We start from the raw sequence: 15,426 nt of genomic DNA on the forward strand, positions 1-15,426 counted from the left end.
TGCAAGTTCAAGGGATGCGTTAATCGATACAACAATTGAGGAAGAAGGTAATGAGCCTGCACTCTAGGGTGAATAAATTTTCTGCACGAATTCTGATGATTGGTGCGGTCATATTACTCACGGCTTGCGGGGGAGGTAACGCTTCACCCCAATCGGTCGTTGAGTAATTTATCAAAGCTGGGGCAGATGGCAAGTTCGATGAACTAAAGCCACTATGTGCAAAAGCAGCCCCTGAAGAGTTATGTAATCCTAATGCAGATGACCGAGAAGAATTTGTCTCAATTAGGACTTACGCACTATACACATGACTTCTGTTGTGTAGTAACGAAAATACGTCGTTCTAGCGATTCGAAAATCACTCGTCTGGAGTTGAAATTGTTGAGTAAGGAACGAGATAGCTCGGCTCAAAGTGCTGAAAAGCATAGCTGCTATATAGGTTTTTCTGTCAATGCGTAACTCCTATCAATTATGAAAACGGTCAAAATTGTTGGCGAACCTAAGGTTGAGGGAAATCAGGCTCTAGTTAAGATCGCTATTTCATCTGGAGGTGAAACGGCCGAAGCGAACCTTCCTCTAGTGAAACAGGGAGATAAATGGCTACTGAGTGGCGAACCTGAAAGAGTGGAGTCGTAAATCAATAGGGTGAACTTGGAATAGCTCAAAGCGACGACTAATCTCTATGGGTTAGGTCAAATGCCTTTAAACGATTCACATCCCATCAAGATGTGTTCAGAAGAGAGCCATTTGCTACGTTTACTTCGCTTTGAAGATGAGATCGCATCTTCAAAATACAAAACCAGGTTATGCGAAGTCTCGGCCCTACACAACTCGACAAATTGATTAGACCTCTTGCAATATTCATTTGACGATGTGGTATTGCTGTTTTCCATCCCTTAAGCTGCCAAAGATAGCTCGTAGTTATAGATAGCTGCAATCAAGTTACACCGCAGCGCGTAGCGACGACGACGATTGCGATAGCGCTCCGACAGAATTCTGAAAATCTTCAGGCTGCGATTAATGTGTTCAATGCCCATTCGTTCCTGACTCAGAGCACGGTTATACTCTCGCTGCAGGGAAGTCAGTTCACCGTGTTGTGGCTTCTTGAGAGGAACATAGCTGTTGGCATGATAGGCTGCAATCCCTTGATATCCGCTATCTTGCAGACTCTCGGTATCTGGATGGATATGGATACCTGAACCCTTGAAGATCTGAAAATCATGCCGACGACCTGGACCAACGTTAAGGCAGATAATCTCTAAAGTGTTGCGGTTAGCGATAATCTGGCATTTGAAGGTATGTCTCTTTTTTTTCCTGAATAATACGCTTTTTGTCTTGTCTGGGGACGTTCAATGGGCGTTTCAGTCACATCCATCACAACGACATCCGGTCGCTCGAACCCTTGTAGCAGAGATTTCTGACCGGGTAAGCGAAAGAGTCCTGAGTTCATCAGAGCGGTCTCGACCTGGTGGACAATACGGCAGACAGTTGATTCAGAGACTTCCCAATCTCCAGCAATGTGGAAATAGGTCCGATATTCTCGCCAATATTGAAGGGCTACCAACAGTTGATCACATCGACACAACTTTGGAGGACGCCCTGCATTGGAGCGACTCAGGTGATAGGTATGCCATGCATGGAGCATGGGTTTAAAGGTTCGCTTGTAGACTCCAGTTCGTCGCTTAAAGTCCTTCGCACTCAGCTGTTGGGCTGTTTCGTAATTCATTGGATATGGCACTGAATAGAAAGAACATCAGGCTCAATACCATATCGCAAATCCAATTATGCAAGAGGTCTATTGAACCTTAGACAATCTATAAAGCCTTATTTTCTATCTACTGATCTAAATCAGGATAGATATATTTTGTCGTCATTTCTTCCTCAAAAAAAGGGTTTAATAGCCTCAGCATCGCCTAAATATTTCCAATGGAAAAATCTGAGTATTCTTTCTTCTTCTCTAATTCTCAAGGTAAGCATACACCTATTTAAATATTTACAGTGCATTCAAATCAGCTATAACAGGCACAAAAAGTGTCTAACTTTAGATATAGATTAAATTACTAAGGCAAAATAATTTGCAGCTTATTCATTAGTGGAACAAAGTGTACTCGAAGCATTCCGTTCGTTAATCTTTTCCTTCACTACCAGTCAGTCAATATTCCAGACTCTAGCTTCTAGAATTTCAGATCATTCGCCCTTTCTGAGTCACTTCTATGAAATAGAATAGACGAAATTGGGAGCCCGTCGATGGGCAATTCTTGACTAAAATTACTATTGTCTATCTTTGTATCTTTTCTTCTCCATTTATTATTTCTCAGTTTGCTCCTCAAACCCAGATCGCTCACTCTCCTACTGAAGACTCTCGTGAAGGATCAGAGCATCGAGCAATCTCCATCTCTGCCCAATCTATCTCCCATCGTGATGGGAAAGACTGTTCAGATTAACAGAAGTTATGAGATTTTTTGAGTTGCGATCGCATCCACAATACTAAGAGTGCGATCTTAAAAGAATTCCTACTCCAACATTAGCCTCATCAGAAATTTAAGACATTATTTTAGGTGAGGTAAACAGCCCAATATTATTTGGTAGTTAGTCCACGGTTTAGTCAGATTTTTCCGTCGTGGTCTCTTCACCCAAAGTTAATCTCACATACCCCAAATTCATCAGTCTTGGACAGATTTTATCGATATCTTATACCTAGGGTTACTTTCAGTTTTATGGGGGTATCCAGCTAAGCTGGACACCCCAAATTGATAGCGTTAAGGCTCTACCCAATGAACCACTCCAACGTTGGGGTTGCCATTGAAGGTGATCGAACAGCCAGCGGAGCAGTCAGCGATTGAGGCATCCCCCTCGACGGTCGGTTGTTTAACCTAGGACTCAAAATCTTTGATATGAGCTAAACGGTATCTTTGGTGAAGACTTACTATTCGCCTTCAATCTTGTTCAGATCATCTTGTTAAAGGAAAAGCTGTTGTGATTACCTAAGATTTATCGCAAAACGTCTCACCTAATCCCACCAGAACCCCACAGCCATATTCCGCTCTAAATAATCAACTAAGTCTTCTATGGTTTGCTCGTCCATTGCTTCTGCATAATCTTCCATAGTGGCCCCTTCCCCTAATGGTGGTCCAACATATCCCTGATCCATCAAGTCAGGACAAAAGTCATAAACGTCCTCTGCAAAGGCTAATCGGTCCTCGGGCAGGGTTTTGAAGGCCAATTCTAGAGTGTCTCCTCCTCCACCCATGATCTCAAAGTCGCAGAGCTTCTCCCAGGCGTGCAGCTTATTGATAATATCGACGTTACTCAGTTCGTAGTTCCCGGCAGCAGTACCGAAAAATTGGACAATTTGGAAATGGTCGTCTAGTTTAACCACCCCAATCAAGGATCTTTCGGCTGAGTTGCCCAATGCTTCTTCAAAGTCTTCTTTGAGGAGTTCTTCTCGCCGTTGGAAATCTAGCGTGATTGGCATATAGCCTTTGGGAAGCTTGGATCGCAGTCTGAGGATTACTGAAATAGCGTCCGGGGTATCCACTTCAAAGAAAACGCCATCAAGCTGCAATTTGATAAAGCGGCTGCTACCTGTTCCCTCTAGTTCAACATTTCGTTGGATTTGTACGGTAGCGGGAAAGTCTTGCTCCAGTTGAGCTGATTCTTCTTCATACCAATATTGAATTAGCTCCAGCTTTTTCAGAAATGTAGGAGATTCTGAATCAATGGTGGAGAAGATGCCTGATTCAAAATCAACTTGGGTAGCAAGTTCCTGTTTCTGTTCAGGAGATAAAGACATTGTTTAATTGAGTAATTTAATCACTACATATACACTAGAAGACTAATTTCAGATATTCCTAGTAATATCTGAATCGCCCATCAGATTGAGTCGTTATAATTACCCTTTATTTCTGATATACCAATCCTCAATTGGCCCATCAAACGCCATTGTTCCTATCTCAATGATTGCTGCTTTTCTATCAAAATAAAAAACTCCATATAAATATTTGGCAGGAATAACTAGACAAGGAAGTGTGCCATCAGGAAGTTTAGCTTTGGGTAACACAAATAACATTCCAATATTAGCTTGGGCGTCTATTCGGAATTCATGTATGGCAATTTTACCTGTCCCGTCAATCGGGAATGTAATCCCATGAGCGATCAACCCGAGTTGAATATCTTTATCAATGTCCGACTTCAATTGCATAAAAACATTAGAGACCAGCAGTGATATAGCATCACCTCAAATTACTCCCTTCCCGCTGTAAAATGGGGAAAAGAGCAAATAGTCACATTGAATCGAACACAAGCCTTTCTGGACAAGCCTTTTGATGCGGATGAGTGGCAGAAATTCTACTACCGCAATCAACAACACTACATTCGACAGCGCTTGACCGCGATCAAATTGCTGAATGAAGGACACAGTCGTACCCAAGTGAGCGAACAAGTGGGGTGTAGCTATGATACGTTAACGCGTTGGATGGACAAATATCTCGATGGTGGACTCCAGGGCTTGGTCCAACCCATTCGACATCAAAAACCTAGTCGGTTGAGCCCAGAGGAACAACAACAACTCAAAGAGATGGTTCTGACGCAACGTCCGACAGACTATGGTATTGACCGCAATATGTGGACAGGTGCAATTTTAGCCGTTGTGATTGAGCAGCGTTTCGAGGTGCAGCTGAAAGATTCGCGTATCTACGAATTGCTATCAGAGTTGGGGTTATCTTACCAACGCGCCCATCGTGACTATGCGAATGCTGACCTGAACGCCCAGAAAGAGTGGGTGGCGGCTGTTAAAAAAACTGCAATCACGACAATCGGATGAGCGCATCTTGTTCTTTGACGAATTTGCGGTGTCTGAGCGTCCTAGGTTGTTCTATGGCTGGGCAGAACGCAACACTCGTCCACAGGTCAAGAGTAATGAGCGGGCTCGCAACAAGCTCAATGGGTTACTGTGCGTCGATGCCCACAGTGGCGAAGAGTATTTCGCTCTGAGCCCACAGGCTAAAACAGAAGATATCTCTGAGTACTTTGCAGACCTATGTCTGGATAGCGTTGAGCTGGGCTACACTCAACTGTGCCTTATTCTCGATAACAATCCGACCCATAAGGGCAAGATGCGCTCCCAACTCGCTATCCATCTAGAGCAGATGGGGCTCACCCAATCGATTCAAGTTGAGTTTTTATATTTGCCGTCCTACTCTCCCAAGTTGAACTTGGTTGAATATGTGATTCACTTACTACGCTTACGATGTCTGCACCATCTCCCTCTTGGAACGACCCTGACACAGATCAAACAACAGCTCCATGAGTTCTTTGCTGCTAACCAGTTTCTATCGGCTGAACAAGTTCAAAACAGCCTGAATTTTATATTTTCACTTGTTCCATAATCTTATGGCGGGAAGGGAGTAAGTCAGCAACTATCCAGTAATCGAAATTACGTTGCGAGTAATATTCGAAACTTCAGTTCTCTACCTCGCATCATAGCTTGCACTCAATGCTAGAAAGTGGCTACAATCAGCCGTCTGAACCAATCAACCCAACTGAATTCGCTGCAGGACACCTGATAGCAGCCGGGTATCCTAAGTAAAAAAGCATTTATGACAGTGTCGTCCTTGCCGATGTCCGGGGTTTCCGGCCAAGAGATCTATCGCCGCTTAGCCAAAAATATCCAAACCGTAGTCAAAGGACAGAAACCTGCCATCCGCAAATTATTGGCAGCCTTTTTTAGTGGCGGCCATGTGTTGCTAGAGGACTATCCTGGTACAGGTAAAACCACCCTCGCTAAAGCCCTCGCCCTATCCGTAGATATTGAATTTAAGCGCATTCAATTTACTCCAGATCTACTGCCTTCAGATATTTTAGGCGTATCGATTCTCAATCCCAAAGACCAAACCTTTGAATTCCATCAAGGTCCGATTTTTGCCAATCTGATTCTGGCCGATGAGATTAATCGGGCTTCTCCTCGCACCCAGTCGGCACTGCTAGAAGCCATGGCCGAGTCCCAGGTCAGCATTGATGGTCAGCAGATGAAACTGCACGATCCCTTCTTTGTGATTGCCACCCAAAACCCCATTGACTCCCAAGGTACCTACCCCTTACCCGAAGCCCAGATGGATCGGTTCTCCATCCAATTTGGGTTAGGGTATATCTCCGCCGAAGAAGAAGTGGAAATTCTTTCCAATCAAATGCAGGCTCACCCGATTGACCAGTTGCAGCCCTGCCTGTCTCTCGAAGATGTGTTTACCCTCAAGCAAGCGGTTAAGCGGATTACCGTTAGTGAAGATCTCAAGCAATACGTGGTTAATATCGTCAATGCCACCCGGCAAGCAGAGGAAGTCCAGTTGGGGGCCAGTCCCCGTGGATCGATTGCCTTAATGAAGATTGGCCAAGCCTTGGCCCTATTTGATGGTACCCCAGTCCTTCGCCCCAAGCATATTCAAGAGGCAGCTGTTTCCGTCTTGGCCCACCGTCTAGTGATGGATCCGCAAGCGAAATTTGCGGGTAAAACGGCAAAACAGGTGGTGATGGAGATCATGAGGCGGCTTCCCGTTCCGGCTTAACTCATGGTGGTATTAGATACTCAAACCGATTGCTCTGAAGGGCAAACCATTTATCGTCACTTAGCAGATAATATCCAGCAGGTGATTAAGGGGCAAGATGCGGCCATTCGCAAATTACTGGCGGCCTTTTTTAGTGGTGGTCATGTATTGCTGGAAGACTATCCGGGCACGGGTAAAACCACCCTTGCTAAGACTCTAGCCTATTCCGTTGATATTGCTTTTAAACGGATTCAGTTTACCCCTGACTTATTGCCTTCAGATATTTTGGGGGTTTCCATTCTCAACCCTCAAGATCAGACCTTCCAATTTCACGAAGGCCCCATTTTTGCCAATCTGATTCTGGCGGATGAAATTAACCGGGCCTCTCCCCGCACCCAATCGGCCCTTCTAGAAGCGATGGCTGAGTCACAAGTTACCACTGATGGTCACCAGCGCAAGCTGCGCGATCCTTTTTTTGTGATTGCCACCCAAAATCCGGTGGACTTCCAGGGCACCTACCCTCTTCCAGAAGCCCAAATGGATCGGTTTGCCTTGCAGTTCAGCTTAGGGTTTGTGTCTCCGGCTGATGAAATTAAAATCCTCACCCAGCAACTGGAAGAACATCCTATCCAGCGGGTGCAACCCTGCATTTCCCTAGAAGAGATTTTTACCCTGAAGCAAGCAGTAAAGCAGGTGCGGGTGAGTCGAGAACTCAAGCGCTATATCGTCGATATCGTCGCCGCCACTCGACAGTTGCCAGAGGTCCAACTGGGGGCCAGCCCTCGCGGATCCCTCACCTTAATGAAAGTGGCCCAAGCTTTAGCCCTATTCGATGGATATGAGTATGTCAACCCAGATCATATTCAAGAAATCGCCGGGGATGTCTTGGCCCATCGACTCGTGATGTCCCCTCAAGCCTGCTTTGCTGAGCAAACGGCGCAGGACTGTATTGACCGTATTCTGACCAGTATTCCGGTGCCTGCCTAAGTTATGGATCGCTTTACTTATCGCTGTCTCCGATTGATTTATGTCACCCGCAAATGGCTGGTGCAGCAGTTTACCCCTGCGGGTTTAGGGGTACTAGTGGGCGGTATTGGCAGTGCACTTGTCAGTCTCGGATCTACCCGCAGCATGTGCCATGTTCTGTTCTTCTTTGCCTTGGCTTTGCTAATTTTGGCGACCATTGGCAGTCGGTTGATTCAGTTTCGGTTTAAGGCCTCCCGCCTGCTGCCCCGATTTGGCACCGTTGGCGAACCGCTGCCCTACCAGGTGGTAATTCAGAATCTCTCTCCCCAGCCTCAGAAAGGATTAAAGCTGGTCGAAACCTTTGCCACCCCCTTCCCCAGCTTCCGGGAGTTTATTCAGATTAAGCGTCGCTATCCCGTTGGCAACCAGTGGCGACCCCATTGGCGACGCTATCTAGCCGATCAGCAGTGGGCCACAGCCCACCTCCAGGATCTACCCACCCTCTCCACCAAAGGAAAAACCAAAGCCACAGTAGAGATCCTCCCCTTACGGCGGGGTAGCTTGCATCTCCAAACCATCACCCTCGCTTGTCCCGACCCCCTGGGCTTAATTTATAAACGCCATACTTACGATGTCGGCCAATCGATTTGTATTTTGCCTCAGCGCTATCAGCTCTCGCCCCTCAACCTCTGCCAAGCCAGTCGCTACCAGGCCAGTGAAACCTTACGTACTACTACTGCTGGAGAAGCCCTAGAATTTCGCTCCCTACGGGACTATCGAGCTGGAGACCCAACCAACAAGATTCACTGGAAAAGCTGGGCCAAAGTTGGCCGCCCCATCGTCAAAGAGCAGCAGGACGAGACTGCCATCCACCATGCCCTGATTCTGGATACCTTTCAGATTGAACCTCACAGCACCACCTTTGAAGAAGCCATTGCGGTTGCCGTTTCTTTTTTGATGCAAGAACAGCCTGAAGCGTCTTTACTAGACGTGATCTATGCTGGACCAGATCCTCGATTGGTTACGGTGGGCAAGGGGCTGCGCCAACGGGCCCAAATCATTGAAACGGTTGCCACCCTTAATCCCAACTCCCACCGGGAACTGGATTGTCTCAATCCGATGATTCAATCTCGCTTATCTCGATTGAGCGGCTGCTTTTGCATACTGCTGGGCTTTGATGACACTCGCTATGCCTTTCTGAAAATGCTCAGTCAGTTTGGTATTCCAATCAAAGCCCTTTGCCTATCTGACCTCAGTTTGCAGATGGACCCCCAGTTTCAGGAATATTTTGGCCCCCAGTGTCAGCTACACTCCGGGGCAATTTCCAATCTGCAACAGGAGTTATTGGCCCTATGAAGCAATCCACTCCTACCCTCTGCAGCCTATCCCTCTGCTTTTGGGGCTATCAAACCGGGGCATGGATAATCGCGATTCCCCTGGCCCTTGCCCTGGAAGCGAGGGAAATGATCAAACAGCGATGGTCTCTCTCCCTGGAGCAACTGAAGCAACTTCATATTGCTGCCCTTTTCGTATGGCTGTTGGCGGTCTTCTTTCTACCCCCTGTATCTCCCGAGGTCATCCCCTACGCGGCCCGATATCATCTGATCAAATGTTTGCCCGTTGGCTTATTCCCTTTTGTCCTAGCCCAGACTTATTGTCGAAATTTCGTCTCGGTCTATCGCCAGTATCTAGGAGATTTAGCCCGGTCTTGGAAAACCGTTAATTGGTATTACCCCTACTTTGGCATTTGTCTCCTCGCCGCTAGCGCCACCGGGGGGAACCTGTTCGTCTTTCTGGCTATCAGCGCCCTACTGATTGCCCTTTTCTTGGGCACAGTCCGTTGGCCCGTTAACCGCAAACTGGCTCTGCGTTTTTCTCAGTCTACTTTATACGGCCTGATTGTCTTAGCACTGGTCCTGAGCCTGGTTGGTACTCATCAGTTCTATTGGCTACAGGCAAATGTTCGGCTCCCCGGCCCCGCCGTTTTTGGTGAGTTTTTCCAGAAAATGGCTCGAATCTGGCCCGATGATCCAGGGCGGGGCTACCCGGAAGATCTGGAACGGTTACTGGAGGATATGGAGCTAGAGGCCAACACGGACACCGTGGTTAGCTCTAGAACGCCAAACGGCAATCAAAATTCCAATACGCCTGGCTCATCCAGCACGTCCAACGGAAACTTGTCTGCCACAACCTCAGGAACGCCCAGCAACTCCGGTAACGATAGTCGCAACCCATCAACCTCAGATGGTGCAACTGAGGAAAATACTGGAGAAGCGAATGAAGATTCGTCCTCCACGTCTGAACAAGAGCCTGATTCAGATGTCAGTCAGTCCAACGAAGACACTAGTCCCTCCGACAGCTCCGATTCCAGTCCTGAACAAAACACTGGACCGTCTCTACCTTCAACTATTCCAACGCCCCCTTCAAATCGTGGACAAGGTAACAGAACTCCAGGACGGACTCAGGCTTCTCAGCCCGGCCGGGATGGCGGACAATCTCTCCCCAGTTTGGTGCAGCGATCGGGTGGTATTGTTGATCCAGAAAAGGCCCAGACTCAAATTGGTAATATTGGCTCTTTGCAACGTTCCAATGCCATTCTGTTTCGGGTTGCGCCAAATGCCAATCGTCCCAAACCTCAATTCCCGCTTTATATACGAGAAGCCACCTATAACCAATACCAATCAGGCTCCTGGAATGCTGTTAACTCTAAATTTTCGGTTAGACGCCCACAGTCCCGACAGAGCTGGCGATTGGGAGAGAAAACGGAACAAACAACCTCAGTCCGTATTTCATCAGACTTACCGCGAAAAGACGGAATCCTCAAACTGCCCCTAGGAAGTTCTGAAGTTAACCAGCTTCAGGTTAGAACCCTAGAAGAAAACCAGTACGGCACGGTTGCCATCCAGGGAAAACCAGGCCCCCTTACCTATACGGTGCAGTATGACCCTAAACAATCTGCAGACAGTCCACCCACCGCCTTTGATAAAGCCGTTCCGGCGACTGAAAAACGGATGCTCAAAAAGATTACCAATTCCTTGGATCTAAACGGTAAATCTGATGCAGAAAAGGTTGAAGCTATTTCCACCTTCTTTAAGAAGCAGGGATTTAAATATTCCCTCGATTTGCCAACCCCCAAGAAAAACAAAACGCCGATCGCGGCTTTCTTGTTAGACCATCGGACCGGCCACTGTGAATACTATGCATCGGCTACCTCGCTTTTACTGAGGGCGGCAGGTGTCCCCACCCGTTATGCGGTGGGCTATACCGCCCATGAATACAGCCCCACAGAACAACAGTATATTGTCCGATTAAAAGATGCCCATGCCTGGGTCTTAGCCTATGTAGACAACACTTGGGTCAAAGTCGAAACCACGCCAGGCGGCGGGATGACCGCTGAAGGCAACACCTCGACGGCTCAGAGTGAAAATGCCCAAGGGGATAACACCCAAACCCAAGACGGATCTTCACAGCAAGATGGCGTTCCAACGCAAGATGGTTCTCGGGATGGCAATTCTGGCACCTTCTCCGAAGATGGCAACGCAAACCAGGATGGCATCTCATCTGAAGACGGCTCATTCACTGGGGAGAAAAACCAGCCACCCTCGAAGTCGTTTTTCGAAAAATTATCCGAAGCCTGGTCTGAGTTGATGACCCTGCTCTCTGAAAATTCGGAGACTTTGGCTTGGGCCAGTTCCATGATTATTTTGGGATTGGTGATCGTCTTCGGATCAATTTATTTAATCTGGCGGATGATCCGCAAAAAGCTGTCTAAACGGTCCCAGAGACGGAGACGACCGAGTTCAGAACGCATCAGTAAACCAACTTCGGATGGCCTGGATTCTGAGTTTTACCAAATTGAGAAACGCTTAAGCGATTGGGGTCTTGCACGCCTTCCATCGGAAACCGTTCGCAAATGGTTGGGACGATTGGAGCAGGAACTGCCTGACGCCTATATGAGTGAGTTACATCAAATCATTGATTTGCACTATCGCTACCGTTTTGACCCCCAAGGTCTGACTGAGGAAGAAAGAGAAAAGTTAAAATTAATGATTCAATCCTGGCTCAGTGAATTTAAACAACTGACGGTACAAGGATCTCACTCAGCCATAAAGCAATGAGGTATTGACTATCCCTTGGAATCAATGGCACTGACTTAAGCTCAATCAAACAGCTAGCTTAGCTTTGAGAGCAGAGCGAGGTTGTCGCATTCGCGGGAAAGATTTGGGTCTGCGTTTGACGACTCTCGGTTCGTGCCGATTCGGTCGAGAGGGTAATAGATCGGCTGCCATGGTCTCAAGTAGATGAGTAAACAACCGCTTTCTGGTCGCACGGTTGGCTGTCGCCAACAAAGCAAGCATCTGATTGAAGTGTTGTCGTGCTCCTTGCACAGACAGTTGAGTTCTAGCATTATCTGCTAGCGGTGCCGCAAGTTCCATGAGACTTCTGAGTAGGTTATAGCCCAACAAATGTACCCAAATGTCCTTGCGCACCATATCCGGAGTTTTGGCACTGAGCATCTCCATTTTTAAGGTGGTTTTGAGATGGCGCAGATTGACTTCCGCCACTGGCCAACGCCAGCCATACAAGCGAGTCAGTTGCCCAGCGCTGTAGCGTTGAGCATCCAGCAGCGTCGTCACCACAATAATGTGCTGGTCGCGAAAGCCCTTAAGGGATAAGCGCAAACACACCTCTCTAACGACCAATGTTTGAGGAATCAGGGCAAAATCTTGCTCACTCATGTGCTCAGGCCGTTGGGCTGGCTTATGCCATGTCACCTGATGATCACCAATGCCATGCTTGTTGCCTTTGCGGAAATCAGTCTTGCGAGCATGATGTTTACGCAACACTCCATCAGCCCTGTGTTGTTGAATGATGGCTAGATCAACATAGCTGCCATAAGCTTGGTCCGCCATGACCACATCACCGACCTCAAGGTCTTGATAGAGCAAACGACTCATGACAATTTCACTGGTGTCCCAGGAGGCAATACAAGCTGACGCCACTGCACCGGTAACCAAACAGAAGAACACTACCAAGCGAGCGATGGGAAAACCACAGCCTGCTGTTTGATTGCCATGTTGTGGATATGATGCTTGGTTGGCCGCACTATCAGCCATCAACACGGTGGTTCCGTCGTAGACCTTGACGGGCCGACCACACCAGAGGTGCTCTGGGGAGAGGGGTTGCGCTAAGCACTCAGCGCTTTCGGGAATTAAACGTTGCAACAGTGACTCTGGAAAGCGACTTCTGGCTTTGCTGTAGGCTCCGGTATCAGATGAGGGCGGTTGGATGCCAGCCGCTGTGAGCCAAGTCGTGATGCATTTGACTGTGTTACGAAGGCTTTTATCGGCTGATAGCACTTGGTAAAGCATGGCCCACAGCGTAACGATGGGGCTATATATCCGGTTGCGATAGGAGAATGCTTCTTCTTTCAGGAGTTCCTCTAACCTTGAGGCTGGAAGGATATCTGTCCACGGTAAACCCAGGCTTTGGGAAAATTGCTGCTTGAGAATTTCGGCTGACTCAGACATAGTGAAAGGCAGAAGTTTATGGCGTGCAAGTCTTGATCCTATATCTATCAAGACTTGTAGCTTTTTCCTGACTTCTTAAGTCAGTGCCATTGATCCCTTGGAATATCTTTCTCCTTGACAACACACTTTAAAACTAGTGAGTTCAATGGATACGATCACCGTTCGGCAGTCAGACAAGCTATACGTTCACTGGCCCGAGGGAGGCGAACTTCAACAAATTGAGATTCTGATTAACAGTGTCCCGCTGATTGAGCTAGTCTGAGAAGTTGAATTGCCTTATGCAGAGGAAGAATTCGATCAACGAATTGCTGAGGGTGAAAGCATCGGCGATCTTGGTCCACGAGGAGTACTGGCTGGTGATTATCACTACTTACCCCCATCCATCGCATTACCCCCTTCACAAAATTTCTTTGGTGAACCTTACAATCACGGTTTCGTGACAAAACCTGATGATCCAGTCAACCAAAAGTCTTTAATTTTGTCATGCACCTGTGGTGTCATCGAATGCTGGTTTCTCATGGCTAACATCACCTTAGATTCCCAGTCAGTGATATGGAGCAATTTTCAGCAATTTCATCGTTATTGGATTTATGATTTAGGGCCATTTACATTTGATCGGGATCAATATACGGCTGCGTTCTATGCTGCATAGGCGCTATCTATTCCCCTTCATTCATTAACTGAGATGTTGCACCAAGGGTCCTACCTATGAGAAAAGGGCGTGCAGTTATATCCAGAAGTAAGCATGCCAAAACACATCCTTGCCCACGCCCAAGGGTTAGTCTACACCTTGCTCCATCTGATGCCGAGCCCCTATCAGCAAGAGACCTTACAAGCCTTATTGGAGTTGTTTTTAGAAGCAACTGGTCAATCTTTACCTGCTCATAGCAAAGTTAAATCTGCCAGTGCCATCAGTCGATTTCTCAATCAGTATCAATGGCCCACCCGTCAAGTGATTCGTACGGTGCGTCAAGCAGCCATTGAGCGACTATTGAAGATCAGGATGCCAGGACGTCAGCCATACTTACAAGTGATTTTAGACCTAACCACCCTAGAGAAAACAGGTAAGTTCAAAGCTATGCCAGGTTTGATTCGGGTGTATCACGGCAAACGAGGTCTGCATCTGGTGGTGATGTATCTAGTCGTGGGGAAATGGCGCTTGCCTTGGAACTTTAGGGTCTATCGAGGGAAAGACACGCCTTCTCCAGCTCAATTGGGACTACAGTTGCTTCGGCGATTACCACAATCCTTGACAAAGCGATTTCAGATATTGGTGCTAGCCGACACAGCCTTTGGCAGCATTGAATTTTTAGAAGGAACCAAACAACTGGGATATCCCACCATTGTGGGGGTTCGTAAAGACCGAAAACAACAAGCGGGTGGACCCATTTCTCAACTCTCTCATCGAGGACAGCAGACGCACTTGGTCGGTTTGAGATTTCCGGTTGGGGTGTCTTGGTTTTGGCTCAAGCGAGAGAATGGCAAGCGGGAACTCCGGTATGTGCTTTCCACGAAGCCTTGGAAGGGCAGCACGATTACTAGATGGGGGAAACGACGATGGCAAATTGAGGGATGGTTCAAAACGGCCAAGCATCGGTTTAGCTTAGATCGATTCGCCCAAGGGACATTGACAGGAGCGTATCGCTGGTTGGTATTGTCGATGATTGCCTATTTGCTGGCTCATTGGGCCTATCTCACCACTGCCATGTCAGGGTTATCGGAATGGGGGCAAGCTGCTCGACTAGCGATGGAGTTATGGTTCCCCCATCTACTGGTGATGACGTTGATTGCGGATGTCGAACAACTCAGATCTCGAACAACTCAGATCTCGCATGCAGCAACTGGGTCTGGACCTCCATTTATCTTGGTGCAAGATATGAGTTGAATGAACCACAAAAATTCAATGATTCACAATCAAGGCATTCAGGCCGTTTCGACTGACGTCATCAATGTAGATAAGTTGTGGTCCTCTGTTAAAAAAAGCAAAAGCACTGTGAACCGGAAGAATTGAGCGTAGGCGAATGCTGGATAGCATTGAGTCTCGCCAAAGACAGTAGCTTGGTGCTCAGTGGTCGCATTGGCAAACATACCGACGAACTCGCTCAAGACTTGATTGAGAATACTGAAGGCAAAACCACCTGTCACCATTGGCAAACCGATGGCTGGGAAGGGTCTTCACGACAACCACCCGATGAGGTGATCCATCATGTGAGTAAAGTCTTGACCCAACGGTTAAAGCGGACCAATGGAATACTACGTCAACAGACTGGGCGCTGGCATCAACGGCAGAACAAATTTGGTAAAGTCTGGCAACAACATGCAGTGACCTTAACCCTCTTTTATCACTTTAGACAGATAAAAAATAGACTATTCTCAGTTTCTATTTTTCTAAT

The 15,426-nt window shown here is 47.3% G+C and carries 13 protein-coding genes and 1 pseudogene; 10 read left to right on the plus strand and 4 right to left on the minus strand.

Going from position 1 to position 15,426, the window contains the following annotated elements; genetic code table 11:
* Positions 1-468: 468 nt before the first annotated feature.
* Positions 469-633, plus strand: a complete 165-nt coding sequence (locus AM1_RS42300; protein ID WP_012165485.1) for a hypothetical protein — start codon at positions 469-471, stop codon at positions 631-633.
* Between the two features lie 260 nt (positions 634-893).
* Here AM1_RS42300 and AM1_RS23855 read toward each other — a convergent pair.
* A protein-coding gene (locus tag AM1_RS23855) for an IS5 family transposase (protein ID WP_148215810.1) occupies positions 894-1,723 on the minus strand; the annotation gives its coding sequence in 2 pieces (ribosomal slippage) (positions 894-1,303 and positions 1,303-1,723; 831 coding nt in all).
* A gap of 532 nt (positions 1,724-2,255) precedes the next feature.
* Here AM1_RS23855 and AM1_RS23860 point away from each other — a divergent pair.
* Positions 2,256-2,441 carry a hypothetical protein gene (locus tag AM1_RS23860; RefSeq protein WP_012165487.1) on the plus strand — a complete coding sequence of 62 codons (186 nt, stop codon included), beginning with the start codon at positions 2,256-2,258 and terminating at the stop codon, positions 2,439-2,441.
* A 566-nt stretch (positions 2,442-3,007) separates the two neighbouring features.
* Here AM1_RS23860 and AM1_RS37750 read toward each other — a convergent pair.
* Positions 3,008-3,790, minus strand: a complete 783-nt coding sequence (locus AM1_RS37750; protein ID WP_012165488.1) for a DUF4253 domain-containing protein — start codon at positions 3,788-3,790, stop codon at positions 3,008-3,010.
* 99 nt (positions 3,791-3,889) lie between these two features.
* Entirely contained in the window at positions 3,890-4,198 is a 309-nt protein-coding gene (locus AM1_RS23870; protein ID WP_041660316.1) for a hypothetical protein, read from the minus strand.
* Positions 4,199-4,285: 87 nt separating this feature from the next.
* On the opposite strand from AM1_RS23870, the gene AM1_RS39950 reads away from it, so the two are divergent.
* The 5 genes from AM1_RS39950 to AM1_RS23900 all read left to right on the plus strand — a co-directional run bounded on the left by AM1_RS39950 (position 4,286) and on the right by AM1_RS23900 (position 11,620).
* Positions 4,286-5,384, plus strand: a protein-coding gene (locus AM1_RS39950) for an IS630-like element ISAcma32 family transposase (RefSeq protein WP_076611697.1) whose coding sequence is annotated in 2 segments (ribosomal slippage) — positions 4,286-4,789 and positions 4,791-5,384 — 1,098 coding nt in all. Because the reading frame shifts where the segments join, the coding sequence is not laid out codon by codon here.
* Between the two features lie 231 nt (positions 5,385-5,615).
* The gene (locus tag AM1_RS23885; protein ID WP_012165491.1) at positions 5,616-6,557 is read left to right on the plus strand and encodes an AAA family ATPase; all 942 of its coding nucleotides are present in this window, start codon (positions 5,616-5,618) and stop codon (positions 6,555-6,557) included.
* Positions 6,558-6,560: 3 nt separating this feature from the next.
* A complete protein-coding gene (locus tag AM1_RS23890) occupies positions 6,561-7,523 on the plus strand; it encodes an AAA family ATPase (RefSeq protein WP_012165492.1) in 963 nt (320 codons plus the stop codon).
* Between the two features lie 3 nt (positions 7,524-7,526).
* Positions 7,527-8,858 carry a DUF58 domain-containing protein gene (locus AM1_RS23895; RefSeq protein WP_012165493.1) on the plus strand — a complete coding sequence of 444 codons (1,332 nt, stop codon included), beginning with the start codon at positions 7,527-7,529 and terminating at the stop codon, positions 8,856-8,858.
* Positions 8,855-11,620, plus strand: coding sequence for a transglutaminase domain-containing protein (locus tag AM1_RS23900; protein ID WP_012165494.1), 2,766 nt, complete (start codon positions 8,855-8,857; stop codon positions 11,618-11,620). The genes AM1_RS23895 and AM1_RS23900 overlap by 4 nt, the downstream gene beginning before the upstream one ends.
* Before the next feature lie 45 nt (positions 11,621-11,665).
* On the opposite strand, the gene AM1_RS23905 is transcribed toward AM1_RS23900, so the two are convergent.
* Complete coding sequence (locus AM1_RS23905; protein WP_012162310.1) at positions 11,666-13,084, minus strand: IS4-like element ISAcma16 family transposase; 1,419 nt, start codon at positions 13,082-13,084, stop codon at positions 11,666-11,668.
* Between the two features lie 220 nt (positions 13,085-13,304).
* Between AM1_RS23905 and AM1_RS37755 the strand changes: the two genes are divergently transcribed.
* The 3 genes and pseudogenes from AM1_RS37755 to AM1_RS23920 all read left to right on the plus strand — a co-directional run.
* Complete coding sequence (locus AM1_RS37755; RefSeq protein ID WP_049783776.1) at positions 13,305-13,685, plus strand: hypothetical protein; 381 nt, start codon at positions 13,305-13,307, stop codon at positions 13,683-13,685.
* Positions 13,686-13,754: 69 nt separating this feature from the next.
* Positions 13,755-14,918, plus strand: a complete 1,164-nt coding sequence (locus AM1_RS23915; protein WP_012165498.1) for an IS701-like element ISAcma37 family transposase — start codon at positions 13,755-13,757, stop codon at positions 14,916-14,918.
* A 3-nt stretch (positions 14,919-14,921) separates the two neighbouring features.
* A pseudogene (locus AM1_RS23920) lies at positions 14,922-15,370 on the plus strand (IS1 family transposase); the annotation flags it as partial.
* Positions 15,371-15,426 lie beyond the last annotated feature (56 nt).

The organism is Acaryochloris marina MBIC11017 (genome assembly GCF_000018105.1).
Taxonomy (GTDB): Bacteria; Cyanobacteriota; Cyanobacteriia; order Thermosynechococcales; family Thermosynechococcaceae; genus Acaryochloris; species Acaryochloris marina.

Bases quoted from the DNA above. Each gene is read 5' to 3' on its own strand.
- AM1_RS23885 (WP_012165491.1), top strand. From the start codon at position 5,616: ATGTCCGGGGTTTCCGGCCAAGAGATCTATCGCCGCTTAGCCAAAAAT.
- AM1_RS23870 (WP_041660316.1), bottom strand. From the start codon at position 4,198: ATGCAATTGAAGTCGGACATTGATAAAGATATTCAACTCGGGTTGATC.
- AM1_RS42300 (WP_012165485.1), top strand. From the start codon at position 469: ATGAAAACGGTCAAAATTGTTGGCGAACCTAAGGTTGAGGGAAATCAG.
- AM1_RS23890 (WP_012165492.1), top strand. From the start codon at position 6,561: ATGGTGGTATTAGATACTCAAACCGATTGCTCTGAAGGGCAAACCATT.
- AM1_RS23895 (WP_012165493.1), top strand. From the start codon at position 7,527: ATGGATCGCTTTACTTATCGCTGTCTCCGATTGATTTATGTCACCCGC.
- AM1_RS23900 (WP_012165494.1), top strand. From the start codon at position 8,855: ATGAAGCAATCCACTCCTACCCTCTGCAGCCTATCCCTCTGCTTTTGG.
- AM1_RS37750 (WP_012165488.1), bottom strand. From the start codon at position 3,790: ATGTCTTTATCTCCTGAACAGAAACAGGAACTTGCTACCCAAGTTGAT.